The sequence below is a fragment of the Cupriavidus oxalaticus genome, assembly GCF_038900635.1.
In the GTDB taxonomy this organism is placed as follows: Bacteria; Pseudomonadota; Gammaproteobacteria; order Burkholderiales; family Burkholderiaceae; genus Cupriavidus; species Cupriavidus oxalaticus_B.
In genome coordinates this window covers 87,685-111,765 of record NZ_JAYMRX010000024.1, presented here as the reverse complement: position 1 = coordinate 111,765, position 24,081 = coordinate 87,685, and the positions used below count along the sequence as shown (strand labels likewise).

23 protein-coding genes are annotated in these 24,081 nt (G+C 62.4%); 10 read left to right on the top strand and 13 right to left on the bottom strand.

What is annotated here, in order from left to right; genetic code table 11:
• Nucleotides 1–494 precede the first annotated feature (494 nt).
• On the top strand, nt 495–1,892 hold the full coding sequence (locus VSR71_RS28515) for a replication initiation protein (RefSeq protein WP_115683997.1): 1,398 nt from the start codon (nt 495–497) through the stop codon (nt 1,890–1,892).
• Between the two features lie 79 nt (nt 1,893–1,971).
• Here the strand turns inward: VSR71_RS28515 and VSR71_RS28510 are convergent, their stop codons facing one another.
• From VSR71_RS28510 to VSR71_RS28450, 13 genes are all read right to left on the bottom strand, one after another.
• Complete coding sequence (locus tag VSR71_RS28510) at nt 1,972–3,699, bottom strand: ATP-dependent helicase (protein ID WP_115683996.1); 1,728 nt, start codon at nt 3,697–3,699, stop codon at nt 1,972–1,974.
• Between the two features lie 313 nt (nt 3,700–4,012).
• Nucleotides 4,013–4,786 (bottom strand): ATPase, encoded by a 774-nt coding sequence (locus VSR71_RS28505; protein ID WP_373424426.1) that lies wholly within the window; start codon nt 4,784–4,786, stop codon nt 4,013–4,015.
• A gap of 151 nt (nt 4,787–4,937) precedes the next feature.
• Nucleotides 4,938–5,555, bottom strand: coding sequence for a DUF4400 domain-containing protein (locus tag VSR71_RS28500; RefSeq protein ID WP_115683994.1), 618 nt, complete (start codon nt 5,553–5,555; stop codon nt 4,938–4,940).
• Between the two features lie 3 nt (nt 5,556–5,558).
• Entirely contained in the window at nt 5,559–5,849 is a 291-nt protein-coding gene (locus tag VSR71_RS28495; RefSeq protein ID WP_231942361.1) for a hypothetical protein, read from the bottom strand.
• The gene (locus VSR71_RS28490) at nt 5,824–6,330 is read right to left on the bottom strand and encodes a hypothetical protein (RefSeq protein WP_115683993.1); all 507 of its coding nucleotides are present in this window, start codon (nt 6,328–6,330) and stop codon (nt 5,824–5,826) included. Before VSR71_RS28490 ends, VSR71_RS28495 begins: the two co-directional genes overlap by 26 nt.
• A gap of 8 nt (nt 6,331–6,338) precedes the next feature.
• Entirely contained in the window at nt 6,339–8,195 is a 1,857-nt protein-coding gene (gene traD, locus VSR71_RS28485) for a conjugative transfer system coupling protein TraD (RefSeq protein ID WP_115683992.1), read from the bottom strand.
• Nucleotides 8,195–9,433 carry a TraI domain-containing protein gene (locus tag VSR71_RS28480; RefSeq protein ID WP_115683991.1) on the bottom strand — a complete coding sequence of 413 codons (1,239 nt, stop codon included), beginning with the start codon at nt 9,431–9,433 and terminating at the stop codon, nt 8,195–8,197. Before VSR71_RS28480 ends, traD begins: the two co-directional genes overlap by 1 nt.
• Nucleotides 9,433–10,482 (bottom strand): type IV secretion system protein, encoded by a 1,050-nt coding sequence (locus VSR71_RS28475; protein ID WP_115683990.1) that lies wholly within the window; start codon nt 10,480–10,482, stop codon nt 9,433–9,435. Before VSR71_RS28475 ends, VSR71_RS28480 begins: the two co-directional genes overlap by 1 nt.
• Nucleotides 10,479–11,216, bottom strand: coding sequence for a conjugal transfer protein TrbJ (locus VSR71_RS28470; protein ID WP_115683989.1), 738 nt, complete (start codon nt 11,214–11,216; stop codon nt 10,479–10,481). Before VSR71_RS28470 ends, VSR71_RS28475 begins: the two co-directional genes overlap by 4 nt.
• A 10-nt stretch (nt 11,217–11,226) precedes the next feature.
• The gene (locus tag VSR71_RS28465) at nt 11,227–13,683 is read right to left on the bottom strand and encodes a VirB4 family type IV secretion system protein (RefSeq protein WP_115683988.1); all 2,457 of its coding nucleotides are present in this window, start codon (nt 13,681–13,683) and stop codon (nt 11,227–11,229) included.
• A complete protein-coding gene (locus VSR71_RS28460) occupies nt 13,677–14,006 on the bottom strand; it encodes a VirB3 family type IV secretion system protein (protein WP_115666829.1) in 330 nt (109 codons plus the stop codon). The genes VSR71_RS28465 and VSR71_RS28460 overlap by 7 nt, the downstream gene beginning before the upstream one ends.
• A 2-nt stretch (nt 14,007–14,008) precedes the next feature.
• Nucleotides 14,009–14,356, bottom strand: coding sequence for a TrbC/VirB2 family protein (locus tag VSR71_RS28455; protein WP_115683987.1), 348 nt, complete (start codon nt 14,354–14,356; stop codon nt 14,009–14,011).
• 20 nt (nt 14,357–14,376) lie between these two features.
• Nucleotides 14,377–15,429 (bottom strand): CpaF family protein, encoded by a 1,053-nt coding sequence (locus VSR71_RS28450; protein WP_115683986.1) that lies wholly within the window; start codon nt 15,427–15,429, stop codon nt 14,377–14,379.
• Between the two features lie 413 nt (nt 15,430–15,842).
• Between VSR71_RS28450 and VSR71_RS28445 the strand changes: the two genes are divergently transcribed.
• The 9 genes from VSR71_RS28445 to pilP are packed head-to-tail and all read left to right on the top strand — an operon-like array spanning nt 15,843 to nt 24,080.
• Complete coding sequence (locus VSR71_RS28445; RefSeq protein WP_115666974.1) at nt 15,843–16,550, top strand: VirB8/TrbF family protein; 708 nt, start codon at nt 15,843–15,845, stop codon at nt 16,548–16,550.
• A 16-nt stretch (nt 16,551–16,566) separates the two neighbouring features.
• Nucleotides 16,567–17,469 (top strand): TrbG/VirB9 family P-type conjugative transfer protein, encoded by a 903-nt coding sequence (locus VSR71_RS28440; protein WP_115683985.1) that lies wholly within the window; start codon nt 16,567–16,569, stop codon nt 17,467–17,469.
• Nucleotides 17,469–18,701 (top strand): TrbI/VirB10 family protein, encoded by a 1,233-nt coding sequence (locus VSR71_RS28435; protein WP_115683984.1) that lies wholly within the window; start codon nt 17,469–17,471, stop codon nt 18,699–18,701. Before VSR71_RS28440 ends, VSR71_RS28435 begins: the two co-directional genes overlap by 1 nt.
• Nucleotides 18,694–19,488 carry a transglycosylase SLT domain-containing protein gene (locus VSR71_RS28430; protein WP_115683983.1) on the top strand — a complete coding sequence of 265 codons (795 nt, stop codon included), beginning with the start codon at nt 18,694–18,696 and terminating at the stop codon, nt 19,486–19,488. Before VSR71_RS28435 ends, VSR71_RS28430 begins: the two co-directional genes overlap by 8 nt.
• Complete coding sequence (locus VSR71_RS28425; protein WP_115683982.1) at nt 19,485–20,705, top strand: pilus assembly protein PilL; 1,221 nt, start codon at nt 19,485–19,487, stop codon at nt 20,703–20,705. Before VSR71_RS28430 ends, VSR71_RS28425 begins: the two co-directional genes overlap by 4 nt.
• A complete protein-coding gene (locus tag VSR71_RS28420; RefSeq protein WP_172583728.1) occupies nt 20,702–21,142 on the top strand; it encodes a lytic transglycosylase domain-containing protein in 441 nt (146 codons plus the stop codon). Before VSR71_RS28425 ends, VSR71_RS28420 begins: the two co-directional genes overlap by 4 nt.
• 28 nt (nt 21,143–21,170) lie before the next feature.
• The gene (locus tag VSR71_RS28415) at nt 21,171–21,668 is read left to right on the top strand and encodes a toxin co-regulated pilus biosynthesis Q family protein (RefSeq protein ID WP_115683980.1); all 498 of its coding nucleotides are present in this window, start codon (nt 21,171–21,173) and stop codon (nt 21,666–21,668) included.
• A complete protein-coding gene (locus VSR71_RS28410; protein ID WP_115683979.1) occupies nt 21,665–23,326 on the top strand; it encodes a type II secretion system protein GspD in 1,662 nt (553 codons plus the stop codon). Before VSR71_RS28415 ends, VSR71_RS28410 begins: the two co-directional genes overlap by 4 nt.
• A gap of 16 nt (nt 23,327–23,342) precedes the next feature.
• Nucleotides 23,343–24,080 (top strand): type IV pilus biogenesis protein PilP, encoded by a 738-nt coding sequence (gene pilP / locus VSR71_RS28405; RefSeq protein ID WP_115683978.1) that lies wholly within the window; start codon nt 23,343–23,345, stop codon nt 24,078–24,080.
• Nucleotide 24,081: the final 1 nt, after the last annotated feature.

Genomic DNA, 24,081 nt, shown 5'->3' with positions numbered 1-24,081 from the left:
TGTTGCTTCATGTGCCTCGGCTTCGGCTTTCGGTTTCGGGAGGCTGGATGCTCAGTGTTTGTATGTTTTTTTGAAGTAAACAACCTAACCAACAAACAGAGAAAATAAATCTCCTTATAAATCAATCGCTTGACATGATCAAGGTGAGGTGCAATGTGCCAAAGGTGAGGCTTGTTGTGCCGCAAACGTGCAGTTCGTTGTGCGGCGATGGTGAGATGCATTGTTGTCCAAGGTGCGGTTCTTTGTGCGGGCTGGGCGAAGGTGAGGTGAGTTGTGCGGGGCCTGTGGATATGTCTGCCGGCCCTAGGCTTCAAGCTAGCGCCACAACCAATCCCGACGCGCCATGGTGAGATTCATTGTGCGTAAGGTGAGGTCCCTTGTGTTAGTGCGTAACGGTCCCGCTAGTGGACGGCCATGGTGAGGTTCATTGTGTTGAGCCACCTCACCATGACGTGATAGAGTCTGACCAGCCTAAAACAAGTGGAACCACAAGTATGGCGGCCGAGAATCCGACCGAAATGAAAGCGAGGACCACGCCTAGGCAAATGGCGCTCGCTTTGTTCGAAGATATGTTTGACCTCGGCACGTCCATTAGCGAGGCGAACCGCGAAATCGGATATCAGCGCAACAATTTCTTCACGGAAATTGTCAACATGGGCCTCGCGGCGCGACGTTTCCTGGATGCCGCCTATTTCATCGTTGCGCAAGAACCCGAAGCCGTTGACCAGTACGACGTTGAACTGAACTATTTCAAATGGCTGATGCGGTATGACAGCCGTAATCTGAAACATCTGCGCACCATCGCCGATGAAGCCCAGAACGCGAAAATCCGCGTGACCAACACGCCGTCGGACCGTGAGCCGGCCGAGGATGACATCTGGGTGCAAGTGCAGTTGATCGGCATGGTTGCGATGCATCGTGGTCGTATCCGGTTCGATGTTCACCACAGCCTCATCCCGCATATACGGGACCCACGCAAGTCGCACTGGCTAAGCTTGCGGATCTCGACCGCTTTTACCCGCAGCTTGGCGCGCGCCATCTACGACAAGGTCTTACCCAGCGTTCCTGCAGGGCGCACCGACTGGATCAAGCTTGACGAGATGCGAACCTGGCCCGGGAAGATGGGCGCGAATGCCAGCATCTTCAAATACTTCAAGCGCGACTGGCTCGAGCCGGCAGTCAGGGAAATCAATGAGATCTCCGACATCGAACTGTCCTATGAGACCCGGACCGAATCGACGTCATCGAAGAAGGTGGACCGTATCCGGTTCCTCCTCAAGCGTAAAGATACCGCCGATGCAGTGATGGCCAGCCTGTCGGACGCGAGCCAGATCTACAAGATCCTGAAGGACGAGTTCAATCTCTCCACGCGGCAGTTCACTGAGATCTCCGATAACCGGGACACATGGAACGATGACCGGATCCTCCAAGCCATTGAATACACGCGTTTCAAGCTCAATCGTGGGCAGGTGAAAAAGAGTCCGTCTGGCTATCTGATGAAAGCCCTGCGTGACAACTGGCGCATGTCCGAAGCCGAACGAACCATGGTCCAGGTCCAGACGAAGCTGCTCACCGACGAAACGGAGAAGGCGGCCGCGAAGGTTGCAGTGCAGACATCTGTCGAGCGCAGCGTGGCATCACGAGACGATGAAACTCGCGCGCGCATGAACGAAGAGTCGCGCCAAGGGAAGGAACAATTCGTGGCCTCTGACGCAAAAGCGAAGCGCGAGCATATTCGAGCTTGGCTTGCCTCGAGGGAAGCCAAGCTGGTGCTGAGGCGAATGAAGCTGGAGGCATCCTCTATCACCGAAGACATCATCCTTACGACGCCGGATCTGGCTTGGTACCTCGGACAGTTTGTGTTCGGCAGGCTCAAGGCCCAAGTGGCCTAGCTATCGACGACGCTGATTAGTTGCTGACATCAGGGGCTTGCCGCGCGTTGACTGGACTCGCCCCCGGCGGGCCCTCAAGCTATGCCAACCCTGCCTCAACAACGAAGCGAGACGTCGGGTTCTTCTTTGCCGTCGACATGCGCAAGAAATTCTGTGCTCTGGTCATACCGACGTAGAACAGCCTGCGCTCCTCAGACTCGACGCTCCCGTCGTCGGGGATGATGGTTTCCTCGCACCGGATTAGCACCGTCGCATACCACTGCAGCCCTTTGGACGCGTGCATTGTCGTCAAAACGATTGCATCCGCTGCTGGTTCGTTATTTCGGCGCTCCAGGAAGCTCAGGCGCTCTTCAAAGGCGCCCCTTAGGTTGGACACGACATCATACGTGGTGTTGATCGCACGCTTTGCACGGTCAACAGTGGCCAGGCCAAGCATCCACTCACGGACACCGTCCAACACGAGCGAGTGAAAGCCCCGCGCAGTGAGCGAACCCCACTCGGAAAGTCGCTTAAGGAAATCCCGGTATTTGTCGGCGGAGCGCTCCGAAAGACCCAAGGCTATTAGGTCTTTCTTCTTCACCTCTAGGCGTGTCTTGTCCATATGAAGCGAATCATGCAACAGCTGCCGTTCCGATTCATCTAGTCCAGCAAACGCGAGAAGGCTTTCCAGGCTCGCATCTGCTGGCCGTTCAAGCATACGCAGCAGGCCTGCAAACAGCGCGGCTTCAGGCTGATCCAGAATCGACTTGCCAGCTGCACGGTAGTACTTGACCCCATGGGAGCGGCATATTGCTTCTACCGGATCTAGTATCCGATTGGTCCGAGCAAGGATTGCCGCGGTGTGACCGCCGCGCAGTAGCGGGGCCAGAAACTCTACCGCAGCTACAGCCTCCTTGTACTCGTCGTCGTAACGGAGAAACTCAACGGACCCGCCCGGCCCGCGATGTGACACAAGTTCCTTGTCGATCCGGTCGTTGTTATTCCGGATGACGCGGTCCGCTAAGCTCAGGATCTCGGATGTCGATCGGTAGTTCTTTCCAAGAATCACCTGGCGTGCCCCAAATTCGCTAGCGAACGCGCTCATGCCACGATAGCCCAGCGCCGAACGCCACGCGAAAATACACTGATCGTCGTCGCCTACAATGCAAGTGACGGCACCGTTTCGGGTGTGAATCGCCGTCCAAAGGCACTGAAGCTCATCGCAATCCTGAAACTCGTCGACAAGCAGGTAATCGAGGCGATAGGGTGCAATGGTGCCGCCCTCCATCCCTTGGACGGAAAGACGCATCAAATCTTGAAAATCTAGGCGCTTGGTGCGCCCCAGCACCTTCTGATACACATGGTACAGACGGCTCTCAGTACCTCCGTCCGCTGGCTCATGCAGGCTCATTTTAAGGCGATCGATAATGGCGATAGCCTCTTCGAGCTTCATCTCCAATCCGAGGTCGTGGAGTACCTGGCTGACCATCGCGGCCCGGTGCCCTTCCGATGCAATGTCGGGGCGCTTGCCAGTAGGTGTCGCCAGTTGGCGATAGGCGAGAGAATGAAATGTGCCAGCGAGCAGCCGAGGCTTTGCCGCCTTGCCTGCGAGAGCCAGAATGCGCTCACGTAGTTCAATAGCGGCGTCCTTGCTGAAGGTTACAGCACCAACGGTTATGCCAGGGTCAGCGAGAAGCACAGCTGCCTTCGCCGCAATTGTGGCCGTCTTCCCGGCGCCTGGGACGGCGACGGCAACACAGTGCTGGCGGAGATCAACAACTTCGCGCTGGGCCGAGTTCAGTCCATCCAATACCTTGTCGAGCGACATGGCGAGTGCAATGTGGGAGTACGTGGCACATGGTGCCGGTTCGAGATAGCAAGTTCGCGGAAGTGGTACGTCGAGGCAGATGCCGGCGACTAAGGAGGCCTTCGAAACTGGGAGCAAGCTCCAGTTGGCCGGGCTTGGCACCAATGAAGTCAATGACGCTGACCCCAAGTGGCATGATGGGGCAGATGCGCCGACACAGTGCTAGAACGTGGCGCTTGCCCGTCCAATGGACTTCAATGTGTCACATGGAGCCAAATGCCAAGCGCATGGTGCGCTTGGCAACCCGCTACCACCATGCAGGCTTGCGTGACAGTCACACCCCGCGCACGGTCGTCATGAGCTTAAGGTGCGTCGTGTAGCTTCGCAGCCCCAGCGGCTGGAACTTGCGGAGAAAGCGCGTCACTTCATCGTTCACGTCGGTCATATCGCGAATGCCGTTCCAGACCATGAAATCGAACTGGTCCATGGCCCTGTCGAACTTGATCAGCACCTGTAGCGCGCGAACAGCGAATCGCGAGAAGGCCTGGACTTCGATATCGACGGAAGGTCGGGTGATGGTCGGCTGGAAGATGACGTCGTCCTTGGCCCGCATCTCGCTTTCCCGCTGCTCACGGTAGGCGGTGGCTACGCGCAGTTGTTCATCGACATAGTCTTCCAGCTTGGCGAGTTCTCGCTCCAGGAAGGTCTCAATCGTCGTCAGTTCGCTCCGGGAAAAAGTCGACTGCCCAAAGCGCTGCAGGTTGAGCGACATGCGGTTCATATATGGCCACCACTGCTCGAAAAGCGGACGCAGGCGGGTATGGTTGAGCTTCAGACTCACCGCAACCACCGCCGCGCCGGCGAGTTCGCGATCGAGGATCTGCCGACCGAGTTCGCGCCGGCGACGCACGATGGCCTGGCGGTCTTCCGGCGGCAGTTCGCGGAAGAGCTTGCGCGTGCGCTCGACTTCAGCCTTCTTCTTCTCGAGGTCAGCGGTCGAGATCAGACCTTCCTTGCGCAGCGCGTTGGCCGACGCCTCCATCTCGATCAGCTCGGTTTCGACGTCGTCTCGGTCCGCAGCGCCCGCGGTGCCCACGTCAGAATGCATTGGTGCAACGGACGGGATATCCGTCGAAAGAGTGGGGATATCGGCCGCAGCAGCAGGCGACTCGGCAATGGACAGTTCCGTGGTGGTCATTCATTTCTCCTGGAGTGGCCAGCATTCGAGGCCATTGAGGGTCATAGAGACTGGGTGTCGGTTATTTGCCGACATGGAAAGACGCCGCAAGGCGCCAACTGAAGAGGCCCACGAGGCAGACGGCCAGCGTCCACCAATGGGCCAACAGGGAAACCGGTAAGAGCAGGGCTGTGGCGCCAAGGCCCAAGCAGAGCAGCAAGCCGTGGGCCGCCACGTGGAACGTGACGGGGTTGGCGAATCCGGCGCCCGCGGCGCGAATCTTGCGCGACACCGCCCCATCATTAAGCAGGGCAGCGAAGAGGATGAACCCGCCCAGAAGCCAGTGATGGGCGACGGTCGCGCGATAGACAGCCCGGTAGACGGTCAACCAGAATCGACGCATCCAGCCACGGCCGAACTCGGATGCACCGGCATCCGGCAGTGCTGTGTCCGCATCGGAACCGGCGAACGATGCCTGCAGGGCGCCGGATTGGACAAACCAGCGATCGAACCGGTCATTCGCCAAGGACGCAGCGTCGCGCGCGCTGGCCGGGCCGATCCAGTGCGAAACCGAGGCCTGTTCGGCATCGCTGACTTCGAAGGCAGCATCGTTCTGGATGAACGGAATCAGCGCGCAGAGCATCAGTGGCGACACCAGCAGCCATACGCGGACGTGGGAGACGAATCGGGAGCTGGCCATGGTTCAGGCCCAACGCAGCAGAAGCAGCAGCGGGAGTGCCGTGATGGCGATAAGCGCGCCCCAGAAGATCCCCGGCTTGCGCGCGGCAATGCTGATCAGGGCGAAGCAAGCTGCAGCATTGCCATGCCTGAAGTGTTCGGGCATCGGCCCGGATACGGGTTGACTGAGCCACGCCTGCATCTCACGTGCGAGCGCGAGATCGACGCGGAACATCCGCGCCGTCCACCGGACCGGGGCCTCGCGCAGGCTTGCCAAGGACCGCGCGGCCTTAGTGTGAATAGTCTCGAGCGACATCGTAGGTCTCAAAGTAGCGGGTGAAGCTGTAGCCAGTCAGGACGCGAGCGGCAAGTTGGAATGCGGCGCACCGTTGCGAGATGTTTCCCGGCACGGGTTCGTCGACGACCTGGCAGACATAGCCAGCGGGCTGGCGTTGCTCGAACGCGGGGATGGATTCGTGGTACGGATACCAGACGTTGTATCTTTCGCCCTTGAAGGCGGCGTAGCGCTTCGCGTAAAGATCATGGGCGCGCGCGAACAGACCCTGCATGAAGGCGACGTTTGCATCGCCGTGCTTGCGCGCCGCGCGCCACGCAGCGATGGCGTCCGTCAGCATCTCCTTGACCAGCGGTTCGTCGCGCACCCGGAAATTCACGCCGATGTAATCGACCACACGGGTGCAGATGTCATCCAGGTCGGGAGACACGATGAACATCGGTGAGAGCTTCGCCGAGAGCTTGTATTCCTTGACGATTTGTCGGAACAGGGTGGAGGGCATTGACCGTATTAGTCCTGGATAATTGGAATTCGACCCTGGTAGACGGAGCCACCAGAGATGCGCAGGAAGTACTGCAGGTTGGGCAATTGCATGATCAGCTCATGCGGAATGAGCGGCGCCTTCTCGAGCTGCATCGAGCGCGAGACCGAACCGCTGAACTCGCCGACATGAGCCTCGGTCCCGGTGCTGGTGCTGCTCGACACGACGATGTTTCGAATCGCGGTCGTGCCGGCCTTCTCGGAGAACCACTGTGCCGTGTCGATATCTTCCAATCGTAAGACGATCTGGTTGTTCAAATTGCCCAAAACCTGCTGCATCTTGGCAACGTTTCCGAGCTTCGCCGTCATATCGGAGCGTGTCTGGTAGGCGACAAACGCCTTGAAGCCTGCTCCGCGCCCCTTGTTTAGGATCTGCAGCATCTGCTCGTTGATCGCTTCGGCCGCCTCGTCAATGATCAGCACAACCTCGGGCGGCTTGGCGTAGAAGTTGTAAATGGCGCCGGCCACGGAAGCGATGTCCGCCAGCAGCATCGACATGACCGCCTGAGCCACCAGGGAATTCGACAGCGAGTCCGCGCCAACATAGAGCACAGCCTTCTGCTTGATGACCTTGTCGATGTCCCAGATCTCGCGGTTGTCGTCGAAGTCATCGGCCTTCGGGGCGAGCATCAGGCCTGTCTCGCCGGTGGCCAGCATCTGCAGCAAGGGCAGGGCGGAGGCGATGATCCGACCGTAGTGATCCCGGTCGTGCTGGAACGTGGCGATCAGGCCGTCGATGGCCTCATGGCCTTGGCCCTTGTTCGAGAAGCGCTCGATGTAGAGGCGGACCATCGCATCAAGCTTCGTGCCGCCGGCACGCTGTCCTACCTGCTGCATGTAACCCGTGACCTCTTCCTCCCAGTCCGGCTTGCCGGCCTCGGGAAAGAAGCGCTGGAGGGCGCGGTCCAGCAGATTGTTGATGCCGTTTTGGGCGTACTGCAGGATCGAGCGGAGGTTCGGCTTGTCCCCGACGTACAGCTCGCCCTTCACCGCGCGGTCGATGAACAGGAACGCGAACTGCCGGAACGGGCCTTCCTCCATCAGTTGCGCAATGCGGGTGGGAATCTCCGACGGCTGCGACCAGTTTTCCAGCGGATTCAGGCGGATTGATTGCGATGGCGCCGCCTGCTTCCAATAGAGGAACTTGCGTCCCGCCCGCTCGCACTCCCGCTTCACCCGAGCGGCCCACTCGGCGTCGTTCTTCGGGTCCACCACGATCAGCACGTCATTGGGGTTGTGGATCACCTGGGTCGAGATGACCTCATAGGTGCGGGTCTTGCCGGCGCCCGTCGTGCCGCTCACCGAAGTGTGGCCGGGCATCGCCTTGTAATGGAAAGGGATCGCTATCTTCCGTGGCTCCATGCCGTGAATCCATGATTTTCCCTGCGGAGACTGGTCGGGAATGCTTCCAGGCGGGGCAAACAGCGACTCCACTCGCCCCACCACAGGCTGCGGCAGCCACCGCGGCAGCCCCGGAATGTCGCTCGAGGGCATGCGCAGGATGTCGTGTGCGATCTGGCAATGCTTCTGTGTCCACTCGAAGCCCGTGCCGAGATACATGGCGTTCTCCGTTTTCCGCATTTGCACGCTGAGTGCCAGCAGCTTGTTAACAGGGATCACGGCGAGCCACTTGGTCGAGATGGCAAGCCGGAACTTGAGCGCCCGCCAGACCTGCACCGAGCGGAACAGGAGCATGGCCAGGCAGAAAAGGGAGAAATACCCCGCCCCCGGCATGCCACTGGCAAGCATGAGCACCGCAGCAAGCAACCATCCGGCCGCCGCGCGGAACTCGTAGATGGGGCGGAAATGATTGATGTAGTGGTGCATCAGGCGTCCACTTCGTTGCCGGCGGATTGCGGCCGCGTTGCGATCAGGTTGGCTACCTTGTCGACCAGCAGGATGTCCTGTCCGACGATCTTGTAGAGCAGCTGGAACTTGCGCAGGTTTTCGATGAGCGTTTCCGAGGCGATGCCGTAGTTGCTCAACATGCGCTTGCTGATGGCGAGTCGGTCGTCGACCCAGGACACCTTCACCTTCCCGGCCGCCACGTCCTGGACCAAGGCACGGAAGAACTCACGCATCAGGTTCGATGCGCCCGCCAGTGCCTCCTTGAACGGGTCTGTGGCCTGTTCCGGCCGGAGCGATCGCGAGCCGTCGAGCTGGACGGCGCTCGGCGCGGCGTCGCGCGGCGCCTGTGCCGTCGCTGGCGCTGCTGGTTGCGGGGGAGAGGGGGGCGGGACCGGTGCCAGGGTTTCGGTCGGCGCCACCGCGGCCGGCACTGTCGCAATGGTGACAGGCGGCTTCGCTTGTGCCGTGGCATCGGCCGCGGCGGCACTCAGCAAATCTGCCTTCGGGGCCGGCGTCGTATCCGGAGCGAAGGCAGCGCGCCGCGCCTTGACTTCGAACTGCGTGACCGTGTCGATAGCCTGCCGAACAACCTTGTGCAGGAGTGTTTCGAGTCCGCTGGGTCGTTGCTCCGGATTGATGGCGCCGAACAGGTCGGCGAGCACCTGGCCATCGAATCCTGCCAGGCGCTCAGCGCCGAGGATCTCGCGTGCGAGCAGCGCGGTGCGCATGCGCTCGACGGGAAGCGCGGTCTCGCGGCGCGTGACACCATACGTACCGCCACCGAGCCATGGACCAAAAGCGCCGTGAATGGCCGGAATCCATTCCATGCCATCACGATCCCGATGAAACTGGAAGTGCCGGCATGGCTCATCCAGCCGAGAGCAGCAGGCGGCGAGGAACAGGGCATACAGGTACTGGGGTTCCAGCTGCCTGCGGCGTTCCGACGTCTGGTCGGCGGCGAACTTCTGTGCACCGGACAGGCGCATGGCGAAGTAGGCCGCTTCCACGGTGGCGCGGAACGCGCCGCCGGCCTCAGCGTGCTCCCCGGGCCGCAGCGGCATACTGGAGAACCACGTAGCACAGCGTTCCAGCACATCGAGCCACTTGCTGGCGAAGTCGTCGCTTTCCGCCTCATTGGCATACTGGCGGATGAGCGCGACACGATCGGAGAACGACGCCAGCAGCGAATCTGTCGGCAGGTGGACGTGTGTGTTCATCATCTTCCAGCGAGCTTGTTGCCGAGGTTCCAGGCGCCGCGGCCCAGCATCTTCATGCCGCCCGTCGCACCCACGCCGCCACCGGTCCCGAAGAGGGAACCCGCGATCTTCGGAATCTCCATGGCAACGAAGACCAGAATGATCGCGGTGCTCAGCGCATAGCTGGCCGCGATGGTCGTGTCCGTGCCGACCTTGCCAACGTCCGACACCATGCTGATCAGCGACTTGCTCACCAGCTGCGAGATGATGGCTGCCACCACCATGTACATCGAACCGGTGACCATGTAGTCGAGCCAGGCGTTGAAGAACCGTCGGGAGATATCAGCCATGCCGAAGGCCACGGCAAGGGGCCCGACAACAATGCCGATTGCTACCAGCAAATGCCCGACAAGAATGAACCATGAATAGATCAATGCGGCGATCAAGACGGCGATGAAGGCGAAGGCAAACAGGATTGCGGCGACGAGCGCGTCAACCAGAGACAGGGGATTGATCAGGCCAGCCTTCAGGTTCGTCACGATCGAATCGACAAACTTTCCGCCGGTGTTCGCCAAGGATGCCGGAAGGTTATAGACGCTCACCCCACCGTTGATAGAGTCGGCAAGGTGCGCAAACCAGAGGAACAGGCCCGCAGAGAAGCTGGTGTAGCTGGCAAAGAGGGCGGAAAAGATCCCGAGTACCAGAATCGTCTCGAAGAGATCCGTCCAGGCGCTGACGGGATCGGAGGTGGCAGCGAATCGAAGCCCGGCCAGGACCAGTGTGATGACTCCGAGCCCGAACGCGATCTTGTTGGCGTCCTCCACGGTGGTTTGGCTGAGCGACGCGGCGGCCTGAATCAGGCTGCTGCGCATCCTGTCCAGTCTGTTCAGCGTCTTCATGATCCCGGTGGCGATATCCCCCGGTTTGCCAGCAGTTGCCGCTGCCACGGGCGGATTGCCGCCGGTCGCTTCCTGGGCATTGCCTGGCTGCGGCAGCAGGCAAAGCGCGGCGAGAAGCAGCGCTACGAAGCGCAAGCGCACCCAGACTCCCATGGTCAACATCCCGATCATTTGAGGTTCAGGATCTTCTGACGCTGCTGGTCCCGCTCGGCTTGCAGGCGCCGGGCGGTGTCGAGCGACTCGGTTTCAACCGCCAAGGCCTTCTGGTCCTTGTCGGCATCCGACTGCACCTTGGCGCTCATCATCTGCAGCAGGTCGGAGTTCTGGTTCGCAAGGACGTCGAGCATCTCGTTAGTCGCTTCCGCAGCGGCCTGGGCCGTGCCAGTGAGCTTCATTTCCTTCTGGATCTTCTGGCGGCGCTTGGCCTGGGACTGGACGTTCTTGACCACCGAGTTGCCCAGGTCGAACAGGTTCTTCGCGGTCTTGTCGCCATTTGCCAACAGGGTGCGCTGATCCTCGAGCCACTGTCCGCTGGGCTTGCCGGAAGCCTTGACCATGCTGCGCACCTTGGATAAATAATCCGCGTTGTCGGAGACGGCCCCGTAGAGGTCGTTCAGCGTTACGCCGTAGAGATCGAACTTGCCGATCTCGTCCTTGATTGCATCGAGCTGCTCGGTCAGATGGGCCGGGTCCATGCCAGTCGCCTGCAGCAACTGGTTGGCCATCATGCGGTACTGGTAGGCGATGTTGGTGTTTTCGTAGATCTCGGTCTTGAGCGACTGCAGCGCCGTCCTGGTCGTTTGCATCAGGTTCGCGACGTCAATGACCGGAAGCCCGCTGGCTTGAACATTCGAGGAAATTGCGAGGCTTGCCACCAAGGCAGCACGGACAATCCAACCTTTCACGGGTCTCTCCTTATGCAGAACGCGCGAGCATCTCGCGCACATAGTGTTGTTGCCAGTCGGACGCGCCAGAGGCGTAATGGCGGTCGAGGATCGATTGCGCGACGCCGTCGGACCTCAGCATCGCAACCATTTCGTCGGAGAACGTGCTCTGCAGCATCCGGGTCTGCGCGCGCGTGATCCACAGATAGTCCCGGTTGGGGACCGCGTCGTTGATCATCTGGATCTGATCGTCGGTCAGGCCAAACTTGTCCTTGTAGAGGTCCTTGCTGGTATTGGCCTGGCTGTTCGGCAGGTAGATCAGATTGCCGACGTTGTCCTTGAGAATTTCGAAGTCCGGTACACGCTCGAGCTGCCGCAGCGACTGCGTGGCCATCCAGACGGCGCCGTTGAGCTTCCGGATGGTGGTAATCCAGGTTTCCAGCCGCTTGTAGAAGCGGGGGTGCTGGAAGAAGAATCCAGCCTCTTCGACTTCGATGATCGTGTACCTCAGGCCGTCCATCGACTGGCTGATCCGATAGAAGGCATAGTCGGAGAACAGCACGGCCGCACGTGGATACTTTTCGAAGAGGTCGCCCATCTCGATCGACAGGTTGTCGCTGACGTCGAACGCGTCTTCCGCGTGGTCAAAGAAATGCCCATACTGCCCGCCGCGCAGCCAAATCTGCAGCCGTTCACGCAGGCTGTCGTGCAGCAGCGTGGCCAGCCGCCCAAGGGTCCAATGCTCACGCGGGTACTCCGCCAGAATCTTCACGGCTTCGAAGATGTCTTGCGACTGCTGGGGGCTGAGCGAGAAGTCCTCGTCCTCGAGGGCCAGCGTCACCCATTCGGTGACGTAAGTGAAGTTCGCGGGGCTGTTGAGTAGCGAAAGCGGGTTCACGTGTGTCGCCGCCTGGAACTTTCCGGTAACGTCGACGAACGCGCCGCCGCTGAGTAGGGTCGGAATGCGGGTCGAGCGGTCCTTGTCGAAGCGGATGCGGCGCGCGTCGTGACGCCCTGCCTGAGAGACCAGGAAGTTGAGGAACACCGACTTGCCCGCGCCGATAGGGCCGATGATGAGCAGGTGTCCGTTGCCACCCGGCTGGTGCAGGTCAACGCGCTGCGCGGTGCGATGGCGCGTGGGCAGACAGGTGAGGGGAGGCACTTCCTTGCCGGCCTTGTCGGACAGCCACGCATTGCGGGTAGGGCCAGGCATGACGGATCGCACGGGCGCCAGATCGGACACCGCGGGTGTCTCGACGAACTGAAGTCGACGCTGCTTGTCCCATCGGCCGGGCAGGGTGCTGTTCCACGCGGGCATCAGGTTCGCCTTCTCACGGATTGCGCCAAAGCCGGCGTTGGTGAGCGCGCCGACCACCTCGCTGATCGAGTCTTCCAGGGCCGCTTCGGTATCGCCGTAGACCACAATGGAGATGTTCGCGAATCCGTGTTGGGTGCCTTCGGCGGTCAGGCGCTTAAGTGCTTTGCCCGCTTCCTTGGCGAGCTCTTCGCGCCCTTCGTCGTTCTCGGCTTCTTCCTTGGCAAAGTACTGCTTCAGGATCGCTCGCACATTGAGCGCTGCCATCTTGTAGAAGCGCCGGACCTTCTCGATGTAGGCCGCCGCCCGTGCCGTATCGAGGAACCGGTACATGATGCAGACGTCGAGCTCGGCGTCGATCTGCATGAGGCTATCCAACGCCGCTTCCTGGAAACTCATCCATTCCTTGACGGCAACGATTGCGGCGTAGCGCTTTCCATGGGCGGATTCGAACAGGAGCCGCTCGGAACCGACAGTGACTTCGGATTCCGTCAGATGCGTATCGAGAAGGGTGACCGGGTATCGGATGCGGCGGGGCGGAACGCTTGGGTTGGCAGCCTGGTGCAGGACGGCGTAGCTGTCCTGCATGACCAACCGGCGCGTACGCAGGCGCGGCACGCCCCCCGCGAACGCATCGAGCATGGATTCGAACCGGCGCGCGTCCGTCGTCAGCTTCTCCATGTCGAAGGCGAACGCGCTGCGTGCGAAGAGGGTGTCTTTCGTCGCTTCGAAGATGGCGGCGATGACCGACTTGCCACCCACTGTCATATGGTAGCCAGTCTTGTCGAAGAACTTCGCAATGCCGCTCTCCGGGGTATAGGCAAGCGCCAGGGAGTGGGTATTGTGGAAGTACTTACCGGTCGTGATGTGCGCCCGGTTCAGCGCATCCAGCCGGGCGTCCGCCGGCGCGGCGAACTCGCCTTCGATATAGTTGCGCGCGCGCCGATGCCTCACCTTCCACCATGCGGTGATGCGGTTATCGAACGATCGGCAGGCCTGGTCCAGCTGGTTCCGGGCCGACGTGGTGTCGTTGCTGTCGGGGCTGTCGGCATCGACACCGAGGAACTCGTAGGTCGCAAGCAGCGACCCGTCCTTGTTGAGGATCAATTCCGGGGTGATCGAGGTCAGCCACGGCGCGATCTCGTAGAGCGGGCGGCGTTTCAGATTCAGCATGGCAGGTCGCTGTCGAATCCGTAGGGGCGGCGGAATAACGTGCCCAGCTTGCCGTGCCAGGGAATCGATTCGTACACGTCGCCGTAGTGGTTGTAGACGTTCAGGATCTGGTTCCACCAGGGATCCCGACTGGTGAGCCAGCGCAGAAGCGCGTGAAAGGCCATGCCCATCACCACCACGGCCACCGGGATCTTCCATCCACTGCGGAAGGTCACGTACACCAGCAGGGCGACAACGGTGCCATTGGCGATGGCCAGCCCGCGCACGGCCCCGCCGATCTGGCGCGGCCGGGAAAGACCGATGCTGACGTGGTGTTCGCGCATGATCAGAAGCCGGTGCACTGAGCCGCGACGCCCAGCGTTTTCATGATCGCCGGCGCCGCAGCGGCCAGGCCGATGCCGATACAGATCACCGAGACGAACTTCATGATGGTCGACTCGGAGTTGGCGATACCGATGGCGCCCAGCACGATGAGGATCAGGCCAGCCACGAACAGGTACTTGGTGTTGATGAAGGTGGCGATGCCGCAGATGAACTCCCCGAGGTTGCCGAGGAAGCCGAAATCGGCAGCCGCGGCCGAGGTGGCGACGCCCATCAGGCCGACCATGACAAGCATCGAGGGGAGGGATTTGCGCGCCGTGATGGCAGCACGTTGGATGAAGGGGTGGGACATGGGAGAGGCTCCTGGTGTGGTTAGAAAACGCGTTCGATGTCGTAGTCGTTGTTGCGAAAGCCCTTGATCTCGATAATTTCCGAGATGTGGCGCATCTCGCCGGTGCGGCGCATGTGGACGACGTAGTTGAAGCACTCCGCGATCAGCTTGCGCATGTCGTCAAGCTCCCAGCGCGAGCCCTGTGGGATGCCGAGCATCGCAAGGCTCTCCATGCGAGACAGCGCGGAACGGGCGTTATTGGCGTGGAGCGAGGCCATGCCGCCGTCGTGGCCGGTGTTGAGCGCCTGGAGCAAGTCGAAGGCCTCGCCACCGCGCACCTCGCCAACGAGAATGCGGTCCGGGCGGAATCGCAGCGCCAGCGCCACCAGTTGCTGGGTGGTCACGTTCTTGTCGGTGTTGGAGAGCAGGCGCACCGCATTCGGCACTCGCGTCTTGAGCTCCATCGTGTCTTCAATGGTCAGGACGCGCTCGCCGTCGGGGATGTTCTCCACGAGCGCATTCAGGAACGTGGTCTTGCCGGAGGAGGTGCCGCCGGCGACGAGAATGTTCTTGCGCTGGCGGACCAACTCGATGAGGGCATCCTTGAGCGCGTCGTCTTCGACCGCACCTTTGAAGATGGGCTGATCCGTGTGCTTGCTACGGGCATGCCGGGACGAGAAGGCGCCGGCCTTGACATAGTCGGTCAGGGACAGGTTCGTCTCACGATGCCGGCGGATGCTGAGGGCGTGGCCGTCGATGGCGGTGGGTTGCATCACTGCAGCGATGCGCAGCCCCTTATGGCCGGCGTTGATGATGCCCTGTGATGTGCCGCGCACGGCCGACTTCTGCACCGATGAGGCCAGGGATCGGACCGCACCTTCGAGTTTCGCGGGCTCGAGCCGGACGTCCAGGCGCGTCATTTCGCCGCGGCGCTCCACCCAGATGCTGTCATGGCGGTTCACCATGACTTCGGCCACATCCGACGCCTCGACGTATGCGCGGATCGGCGACAGCGACTCAAAGAACATCGCAACGGCGCTGGCTTCGAGCTGGCTGAGCTGCAGGACGGGATGGGACGGATCGGTGGATTGCATGCCCGCTATTGTTGGCGGGCCGCGAATGCAATTGGGCGTCGAAAGACGAGCGATTTTTGTGAGCTTTCCCGAAAACTCGCGCGAGCAACAGCCTGCCGAAGCGATCTTATGCGGCGCATACCGTGCTCGAAGCCTGAGCATGCTCAGGCTGGTTTCCCGGAAAGCTATGTCAAAACTGAGAGCTTTCCGCCCTATTGTTGCCGGACAGGTCTCCGATTGAAGGCAGTAGCGGTACCGCGCGAGCGGTTGGCAACCTGGGGCTCGTTGCAGCTCCGGTTCGTGGCGATCCAACACGGATGTGCACCGGGCACAGGGAAAATCTCAGAAAGCCGCGCAAAATCGCGCCGCTTTCTTCGGTCCTCGCGTGACGGTTCACTGCTTCAATTAGCGGCATCCCAATGGACTGCCGCAGCATGCCCCTCTTCCGCAAGAATTCCAGCAATGCCAAGACCCTGGCGGTAGCCCCGGGGATGTACGGCAATGAGAGCCCTGAACAGGTGATCTTCGACCGTACCACCAGGATCGCCATCGAGCGGAATCACTGGAAGGTGGCCACGCTCGGTTTGGGTTGCATTGCGCTGGCGGCGATCATGACGCGCGAGCCGCCGCCCTCGGTGGTGAAGGCGGTTGGCGTGTCAGCCGACGCGAGCGGCAAGCCTATCGTGCGCGAGCTGGAGGCCTTCCAGCCGGAGGGGATCCAGTTGCAGTGGGCATTCAAGGATCTTGTCACGCGCTGGTTCACGATCGAGCCGATTCTGACCACGCAGGTCGAGGATTCTCGGATGGCTCGGAACCTGCGGTCGGTGCGTGAACAGATGATCGGATCGTCGCGCAAGCAGTTCGAGGACTGGGTGACCGAGGACGAGCCGTTCCGCCAGGTTGGCGCCTCTGCCACGTTGGTGCGGGAGGTCAAGGTTACCAATATCGCTGTGCTGCCCGACAGCACGGTTGCGGTGGAGTTCATCACCACCACGACGGAGGACGGCTACAAGCCGCGCAGCATGCGCTACGCGATGACCTTCCGTTACCAGGTGAAGCCACCGACCAGTGATGCCGTGCTGGGCACCAATCCGTTCGGCGTCCATCCCGTCTTCTTCAGCCTTCAGAAATCGCCGGCCTGAGGCCGCGACTACGCTCATGGACATTCGCAAGTCATCCCCGCTGAGTGCATTGGCTGCCGCCTTGGTGGCGCTTTGCCTGGCCGTGCCGCACGCACATGCCGCTGACAAGCCCCAGCGCCGGCCGGGCGCGGGCGCGGGCGTGGCAGGACTGGGCATTGGGGACCTCAGCGATGCGATGAACCCGGCCAACCCGTTCAACGGTGGCGTGGATCCCATAGCGCTGCCCGGCGATTCCCGGCTGGTTGTCTTTACCTACAGTCGCGACCAGATCTTCCGTGTCCTTTCGGCACCGCTGAAGATGACCACCATCGAGTTTCCCGACGACGAGCAGATCGTCGGCGAACCCGCGTGGGGTGAGAGCGTGCGTTGGGATTACGAGGCCGATGGCCAGAATCACCTGTACGTGAAGCCGCAGGCGGCAGGCCTCGTGAACACGCTCTCGGTCAACACGAACAAGCGCAGCTACGAGTTCACGCTGGTGTCTTCTCCCCTGGGCGGGATCTTCTACCAGAAGGTGCGGTTTCGCATCCCGACGTCGTTCGCTGCGAAGGCGAAGGCGCGCAATGAATCGCGTGCCGAAAGCGCCGATGGGCTGTCCGTCGATGCCGGGGGTCGCAGCGCGGATACCGTCGCGGTCGCACCGGAGCAGCTCAATTTCGACTATTCCATCTCCGGGAGCGCGAGCTTCCGGCCGGACACGGCCTTTGACGACGGCAAGGCGATCTGGCTGCGCATCCCGAAGGGGGCCGACTGGCCCGTTGCCCTGGTCAAGGATGGCAGCGATTTCGTGGTGGTGAACTTCATTCGGCGAGGCGAATTCCTTGTCGTCCAGCGTCTGGCCGAGACGGTGGCGCTGCGCTCGGGTTCGGAGGAAGTGAAGGTCGAGCGCGGCCGCCGGCGCATTCTGGGGTTGTTCTGATGCGCGATCGGAAGTCGTCCAACAACGTCTCCGACGTGACGGATGCGCAGGAGCGCACCGTCAAGGGGAAGTTGCCGCGCAACATCGTGATGGTGCTTGGCGTCGTTGCGGCCTTTCTCGTCGGCGGGCTCGGCTACTACTTCCAGTCTGTCAGCGAGGAGCAGTCCGATGCCAAGGCGGAGCAGGACCGCGCGGAACAGCTGCGCCAGCGTGCCAGTAGCGGCGACAACGGGCAGACGCTCGAGGCCACGATTCGGGAACAGGCCGCCAGGGCTCGGGAAGAGGCCGAGCGCCAACGCGCCCTCGCGGAAAAAAAGCCTGACAGCGGCGCGGCGCCGGTCATGACGGCCGGCGATCTGGTTGCCTCGTCCAAGCCCAGCACGGCTGCCGCCAAGAAGAACGAGGAAGACGACATTTTCACCGCCTCGATCTACAAGAAGGGCATGCGCAAGTCGCAGATGGGCGGCACGAAGATGCCGGCTGGCATGGCGGACCTGGCCGACCCGGCACAGATGCGCGCCTTGCAGCAGGTGGCGGTCGCGCGCGCCAGTGCAAGCAACGGCCTCCCGGAGCCGCCTGAAGCGTCGGTTTCGTCCGACAAGCAGTTCCTGCGCGATGCGACTGCCGCGAGGACGTTGCGCACCGGCTTCGACGGAAAACTACCGAAATGCACGGTCAGTCGAGGCTTCGTCATCCCCGCCACCTTTGCCGGTGGCCTGAATTCGGACAAGCCGGGTGAATTTCGCGCGACCGTGTCGCAGGACGTGTATGACACGGTGACGGGCCGGTGCAAAGTCATCCCTGCGGGCAGCACGCTGGTGGGTGCCTACAACGCGGATATTGCAGTGGGCCAGGAGCGCATCCTTGCGGCCTTTGTGCGCATGCAACTGCCGAACGGCAAGACCGTTCCGCTCATGGGCATGCAGGGTGCCGATCCGAACGGTTATTCCGGCATCAGCGGCGATGTCAACAATCATTTCCTGAGAATCTTCGGCTCTGCCTTGGTTATCGGCTTGCTCGAGCACGCCTTTAAGGATAACAACACGGCGACCACGGTCGGCGCGAACGGACTGACCACCTACGGCAATGCTGCCGGTCAGATCGCTGCCCAGACCGCATCCACGATCCTGAGCCGCAACCAAGGCATCCGGCCGACGATTACGACCGAACCGGGCCAGAAGATGGTGGTGCAGGTTAAGCACGACATGGTGCTGGAGGCCTACCGTGATTAAGACGCTGGTAGCCCTCGTTGCGTGTCTGGCAGCGAGCCACGCAGCCGCCGCCACGATCCAGGCGGTCATTAGCCCCACCGCGGTGGTCGTGCACGCCGACGGCAAGGACTTGTTGCACACGATCGCAGGAAAACCGGTGCTCTATTGCGGGCTCGATGCGTTCCTTGCGTGGTCCGCCCGCCTGATCGGAGCACCGATCGAAGCGGGAGCGGAGGCGGGGCCTGTGGTCCAAATCGGCGAGAAGGCGCTGCCGATCTCGGTGCTGTTAGCCCGCGAGGGTTGGCTGCGCCCGCCCGTACTGACCGAGGCCGCCCAGGAAGCGCTCGCCGAGCGCCGTGGTGGATGGGCATGCGCGCCGAAGACCGAGCCGTTCGCGCAGATGGGTCAGCGCGTGGACCCGAAGATCACCGCCGGCATCGCGATGAACGAATCGGCCTATCGCGGGCGGCCCTGGCCCTGGACTTTGAACGTGGCTGGCCGCGGCATGTTCTTTGCCACGCGGGAGGAAGCCTACATGGCGATCAATCGCCTGCTGGCCAGCCAGCGGTGCGATTTCGACGTTGGCCTGATGCAGGTGAACTGGTGCTACCACGGCAAGCGCTTCCCTTCCCCGTGGGAAGCGCTGGCGCCGGCAACCAATATCCGGGTGGCGGAAGACATCCTGACCGAAAACCTCCGGCGCAGCGGCTCCACGATGAAGGCTGTTGCCTGGTACCACAGCGCCAATCCCGAGCGGGGTGGTCCGTACTTCGCCCGCTTCATGAATCACGTCGCACAATTCCGATGATCAGGCCGCTCCTTCTTTGCGCTTTGGTATTGACGGCGAGTGCTAGCGCCCTGGCGGCCGACACCGATCCGCTCGATTTCGATTACCACATCGTTGCCCGGGCCATCGATCGTCCCGCGCTCATCTTCAACGACGGGCTTTCTACGTATATTCAGCCTCGGCCCGGCCAGGCTGTTCACGCCGACGGCGCCTTGCAGACCGGCCCATACTGGGTGGTTGATGGTGTGCCCGATGTCGTCCGCTATACCGTGAACGGGCAGCCAGTGCTGGCGCGATGGAAGCGCGCGAACGGCTTCACCTCGGAGCCCGCCAATCCAGCGGGCGACCTGCCGCGCAGCCTGGCCGGGATTTCCGGGCGTCTGGCGCTGATCGGCAGCTACACCACGCTTCCGGTGGTGCGTCCTGGGCGCTCGTCTCTGCCGCTGGCGCAAATGATCAAGTCCATCGCGCCGGCTGGCTGGACGGGAACCGCGCAGAAGGACATTCCGCTGACCGAGGATGTCGCCGTGGAGCTTGGCGATGGGGAGAACTGGCTGCAGGCGCTCGCCCGCGTGCTGGAGCGCCGCAACCTGTATGCGGAAGTGGACTTTATCCGACGCAACATCGCGCTGCGGGCCGCGCCGCCGAAGGGCTTCTCCGTGGTTGCCGAGCCGGCGCGGCAGGACGGTCCGCTGCAGGCGGCGACCCTGCCGGTTGCTGGCACGCCGCTGCCTGAAGGGCCGACGCTGGCGTCGGCGTTCGGCGCGGTGGCGATCCGCGACAACAAGCAAGGCCGCATCGAAATCCGATTCGACAAGGAACCGAAGGACCTGGTGCTACGCGACGCTGCTGGCAGCAAGATCTGGACGAAGTGGGATGAGGCGCAGCGGGTGCTGTCGTTCTCGACGGTCGACCGCTTCACCGCGACCGCGGACGGGAAGTCGGTGCAGGTCGATCGCGCCCCCGCGATCGAGTATGTGTTCCCGCGCGAAAACGCTGCAGGGCTGGAAATGGTGTTCGAGAAAGACGGCGCCACCTATCTGAGCTTTGCCAAATCGATGGTGAGCGTCTCGGTGTTCGGCGACGATCACCAGCACCACGGCGAGCAGAAGGACCGCTACTACAAGTTCGATGGGATTGCCGCGCGGTTGACGGTGATCGCCGACGGGAACGTGGTCTACGTGGACCGTGTGCCGCAGGTGCGGTTCAAGGAGCAACCTGGGCAGGTCGCGCTATGAAGATCCGTGCAGTGGCCACAGCGTGCTGTCTGATGTTGCTCATAGGCGGCAGCGCCCGCGCGGACTGCCTGGACGATGCTGCGGCTTTCCATGGCGTGAGCTCGACCTTGCTGCGCAGCATTGCCTGGCAGGAGTCCGGAATGCGGCCCTGGGTCACCAACCGCAATGCCAACGGCTCGGAAGATATCGGGCTCATGCAGATCAACTCCATCCATCTGCCGCGGCTGGGGCGATATGGCATCACGCGGGCGCACCTGTTTGATGGATGCACCAATGCGTACGTCGGCGCGTGGATTCTGCGCGAGAACATTCAGCGCTTCGGACCGACGTGGAAAGCGGTTGGCGCCTACAACGCTTCGTCGCCTGACAAGCAGCTGCGGTACGCCAATCAGATTCATGCCCGGTGGCAAGCGCTGCAGCGCGCGGCCCTGCGCTAGTCCTATCCGTCCAATCGAGACCATAGCTATGTCCCACCCCAAACGCACCGTCCGCATAGTCCTGACTGCGGCCTCGCTTCTGAGCGGTCTGTTCATCGCGCCGGCCTTGCACGCCGCCCAGCTGCTGAACGACGGCTGGCAGTCGCTGCAACCCGCTCGCGCGAATCCAGCGGCGGCCGACCGCACGCTGGTGGCGGCGAACAGCGCCTCGCCAACGGCCGGTGCCGGCCCGTCGACGGCAGCGGCAGCAAGTGCACCCCCGGTGATCGGTGAACTCTACCGCCTCGTCAAAGGCGAGCCCCTGCAACAGCAGCTGCAGAAATGGGCTGCCCGCGCGGGTTGGACGGTGGTCTGGAATGTCCCCGATGGCTGGATCGTGCCGGGCGACAAGGACTATGGGGGTGACTTCGAGCTCGCCGTCAAGCGTGTGGTTGAAGAGCTGGCCAACAACGGCGCCGACGTGGTGGGCGACAGCTGGCGCGGCAACCGCACCGTGATTATCAGCCAAAACGGGGTCGTACAATGAAGATGCAAAGCAAACGCTATACCGCGGCGGCCGTGGCGGCGGCCACACTGCTCTCTGGCTGCGGCGTGATGGACACGCGCCAGATTCAAAACACCATCAATAGCGAGGCGCATGCGCGCTACGCCGACGCCCCGCGCAGTCGGCCGGTGTTCCGGGTGCATGAAGGCGCCTGGCTGTTGGGTGAGAAGATCCGCGCCAGCAAGCCGCAGCCGGATATCTACGGCAAGCACGTAGTGTTCAAGGGGACTCTGGGTTCCTTGAACGAAGCCGCCAACTGGATTGCGCAAAGTGTCGGCGTACGCTCGACCGTCGATCCTTCGGCCGTCGCCTCGGTGGCGTCCAGTGCGGCCCCGGTGGTGCAGCCCGCAGGGGCTGGTCGCCCGGGTGGGCCGATTCCGATGGGCGGCACCGCACGCGTGGACCTGGGCGCTCCGCTCAGTGTCGCTGCGGGCTCGGCCAGCCCCGCGGCCGCGGCGGTGCCGCTGACCCTGCGGTACGAGGGCAGCTTCAAGGGCTTCCTGGAAGCCGTCGAAGCGCATTTCGGGGTCTGGTCTCGCTACAACGACGGCACGGTGACGTTCTTCAAGACGGAAACCCGCACCTTCATGCTGCCGAGCCTCGCGGATTCGTCCTCGATGAACGGATCGATCACCACGACGGACAGCAGCTCGAGCGGCATGGCAGGGGCCGGCGCTACCGGGGCAGGCAATGGCGGGAGCGGGGCGGGGCGCAGCGGCCAGTCGATGAGCATGTCGGTCGAAATGAAGCCGTGGGAGACCCTTCATGTCACCGCGAAGGCCGTTGCTGGCGCCGGCGCCGAGGTTGTCGTGGACAAGCACCTGGGCACTCTCACGGTAACCGGCGATCCGGCCCAGTGCGATCGTATCGAACAGTTCGTCAAGAGCCTGGCCGCCATGTATGGCAAGCAGGTGGCCATCGACGTGCAGGTCTATGAGGTTCGCGTGACGCGCGAGGACAACTATGGCCTGAACCTGTCCCTCGCGTACCGGAGCTCGAGCGGGCAACCCGGTGTCACGTTCAATTCCGCCAGCATGCCAAACGTCGCCGGCGGCGCGTCGCCGATGAACCTTGGCGTGACCATCATGAGCGGGCCGTTTGCCGGCAGCAAGGCCGTCGTCCAGGCGCTCTCGACGCTGGGCAACGTGTCGCAGGTGGTGTCGCGCTCGGGCGTCACGCAGAACGGGAAGGTCCTGGCGCTGCAGACCGCAACGCTGCAGGACTATGTTGCACAGGCGCAAACCACGCTGGCCGCGAATGTCGGCTCGACCAGTTCGATTCAGACCGGGACCGTCACCTATGGCTTCACCGTCAACTTCCTGCCCAAGGTCGTCGATGGCCGGATCCTGATGAACTTCGACATGACGCTCTCGGACCTCCTGCCACTGCAGCCGTTCAACTCGGGCGGCTCTGCCAACCAGACCAGCGTGCAGCTGCGGACGATGCCGACCAACCGCTTCACGCAGTCCATCACGCTGAAGCCTGGTGAATCCCTGGTGCTCACCGGCCTGCGCAACCAGAAGGCGGCGACCACCAACAACGGCGTGGGTGAGCCGTGGATGGCGGCGCTCGGGGGCGGCGTCGGTGCGACGCGGGGCGACACCGTCATCGCGATCATGATCTCAGCCCGCTTGCTGTAAGACTTCGGACATTCCCATGCAGAATCGCCCATTCAACCTTCGTTGCACTCAGTTCGGGGTGGCCATCGCAGCAGTGTTGCTGCAATCGGTGGCTTGTTCGGCCAACGCGGCGTCTTCCATGTCCGACCCCATCTCCGCTGCGATCGCAGCGGCCGGTCGTAAGCAGCCGGCATCACAGCCGGCGGCGCAGCCAACAGCGCGGCCGGCGACATCGCAGCAGGAGGCCGCGCCGCCCGCGTCCACGCCGGCTGCGCAGCCGTCCGGCGCCAGCGCTGTAGCGCCGGCAGCAGTGAGTGCTGCGGCGTCCGCCACTGCGGCGGCGGCTGTCGACGCGGCCGCGTCGCTCCGGCATACCGAGGCATCGGAACTCGCGGCGTTGCAGTCGCAGATTGCGTTGTGGAAGGCCCGGGCCGAGATTGCGAAATACAAGGCGGAAGTGAAACGGGCGGAAGAATCGCTGTTGTCGGCTTCCCAGGGCGCGGCACCTGCCGGAGCAGCGCCGGCTATCTCCCTCTCCGGGCCGGTGCCGACTGCAGGTGTTGCAGAACGGATGCCGCGCCAGGCGGGCGACGCACACAGGCTAGTGTCGTTGCGCGCGTTCGACGGCCAGTTCAACGCGGTGGTCGATGTCAACGGGCGCACTGTGCCGGTTGTGGCCGGGGACGCGCTCGATGGTGGCTGGAAGGTGGTCAGCATCGACGATGGGGGCGTCAAGATCGCCAACGGCAAGCGCGTGCGTACGCTGAGGCCCTGAG

Excerpts from the sequence above, each read along its gene's own strand:
- VSR71_RS28515 (WP_115683997.1), top strand. The coding sequence starts at position 495 with ATGGCGGCCGAGAATCCGACCGAAATGAAAGCGAGGACCACGCCTAGG.
- VSR71_RS28510 (WP_115683996.1), bottom strand. The coding sequence starts at position 3,699 with ATGTCGCTCGACAAGGTATTGGATGGACTGAACTCGGCCCAGCGCGAA.
- VSR71_RS28505 (WP_373424426.1), bottom strand. The coding sequence starts at position 4,786 with ATGCATTCTGACGTGGGCACCGCGGGCGCTGCGGACCGAGACGACGTC.
- VSR71_RS28500 (WP_115683994.1), bottom strand. The coding sequence starts at position 5,555 with ATGGCCAGCTCCCGATTCGTCTCCCACGTCCGCGTATGGCTGCTGGTG.
- VSR71_RS28495 (WP_231942361.1), bottom strand. The coding sequence starts at position 5,849 with ATGTCGCTCGAGACTATTCACACTAAGGCCGCGCGGTCCTTGGCAAGC.
- VSR71_RS28490 (WP_115683993.1), bottom strand. The coding sequence starts at position 6,330 with ATGCCCTCCACCCTGTTCCGACAAATCGTCAAGGAATACAAGCTCTCG.
- traD (WP_115683992.1), bottom strand. The coding sequence starts at position 8,195 with ATGCACCACTACATCAATCATTTCCGCCCCATCTACGAGTTCCGCGCG.
- VSR71_RS28480 (WP_115683991.1), bottom strand. The coding sequence starts at position 9,433 with ATGAACACACACGTCCACCTGCCGACAGATTCGCTGCTGGCGTCGTTC.
- VSR71_RS28475 (WP_115683990.1), bottom strand. The coding sequence starts at position 10,482 with ATGATCGGGATGTTGACCATGGGAGTCTGGGTGCGCTTGCGCTTCGTA.
- VSR71_RS28465 (WP_115683988.1), bottom strand. The coding sequence starts at position 13,683 with ATGCTGAATCTGAAACGCCGCCCGCTCTACGAGATCGCGCCGTGGCTG.
- VSR71_RS28460 (WP_115666829.1), bottom strand. The coding sequence starts at position 14,006 with ATGCGCGAACACCACGTCAGCATCGGTCTTTCCCGGCCGCGCCAGATC.
- VSR71_RS28455 (WP_115683987.1), bottom strand. The coding sequence starts at position 14,356 with ATGTCCCACCCCTTCATCCAACGTGCTGCCATCACGGCGCGCAAATCC.
- VSR71_RS28450 (WP_115683986.1), bottom strand. The coding sequence starts at position 15,429 with ATGCAATCCACCGATCCGTCCCATCCCGTCCTGCAGCTCAGCCAGCTC.
- VSR71_RS28445 (WP_115666974.1), top strand. The coding sequence starts at position 15,843 with ATGCCCCTCTTCCGCAAGAATTCCAGCAATGCCAAGACCCTGGCGGTA.
- VSR71_RS28440 (WP_115683985.1), top strand. The coding sequence starts at position 16,567 with ATGGACATTCGCAAGTCATCCCCGCTGAGTGCATTGGCTGCCGCCTTG.
- VSR71_RS28435 (WP_115683984.1), top strand. The coding sequence starts at position 17,469 with ATGCGCGATCGGAAGTCGTCCAACAACGTCTCCGACGTGACGGATGCG.
- VSR71_RS28425 (WP_115683982.1), top strand. The coding sequence starts at position 19,485 with ATGATCAGGCCGCTCCTTCTTTGCGCTTTGGTATTGACGGCGAGTGCT.
- VSR71_RS28420 (WP_172583728.1), top strand. The coding sequence starts at position 20,702 with ATGAAGATCCGTGCAGTGGCCACAGCGTGCTGTCTGATGTTGCTCATA.
- VSR71_RS28415 (WP_115683980.1), top strand. The coding sequence starts at position 21,171 with ATGTCCCACCCCAAACGCACCGTCCGCATAGTCCTGACTGCGGCCTCG.
- VSR71_RS28410 (WP_115683979.1), top strand. The coding sequence starts at position 21,665 with ATGAAGATGCAAAGCAAACGCTATACCGCGGCGGCCGTGGCGGCGGCC.
- pilP (WP_115683978.1), top strand. The coding sequence starts at position 23,343 with ATGCAGAATCGCCCATTCAACCTTCGTTGCACTCAGTTCGGGGTGGCC.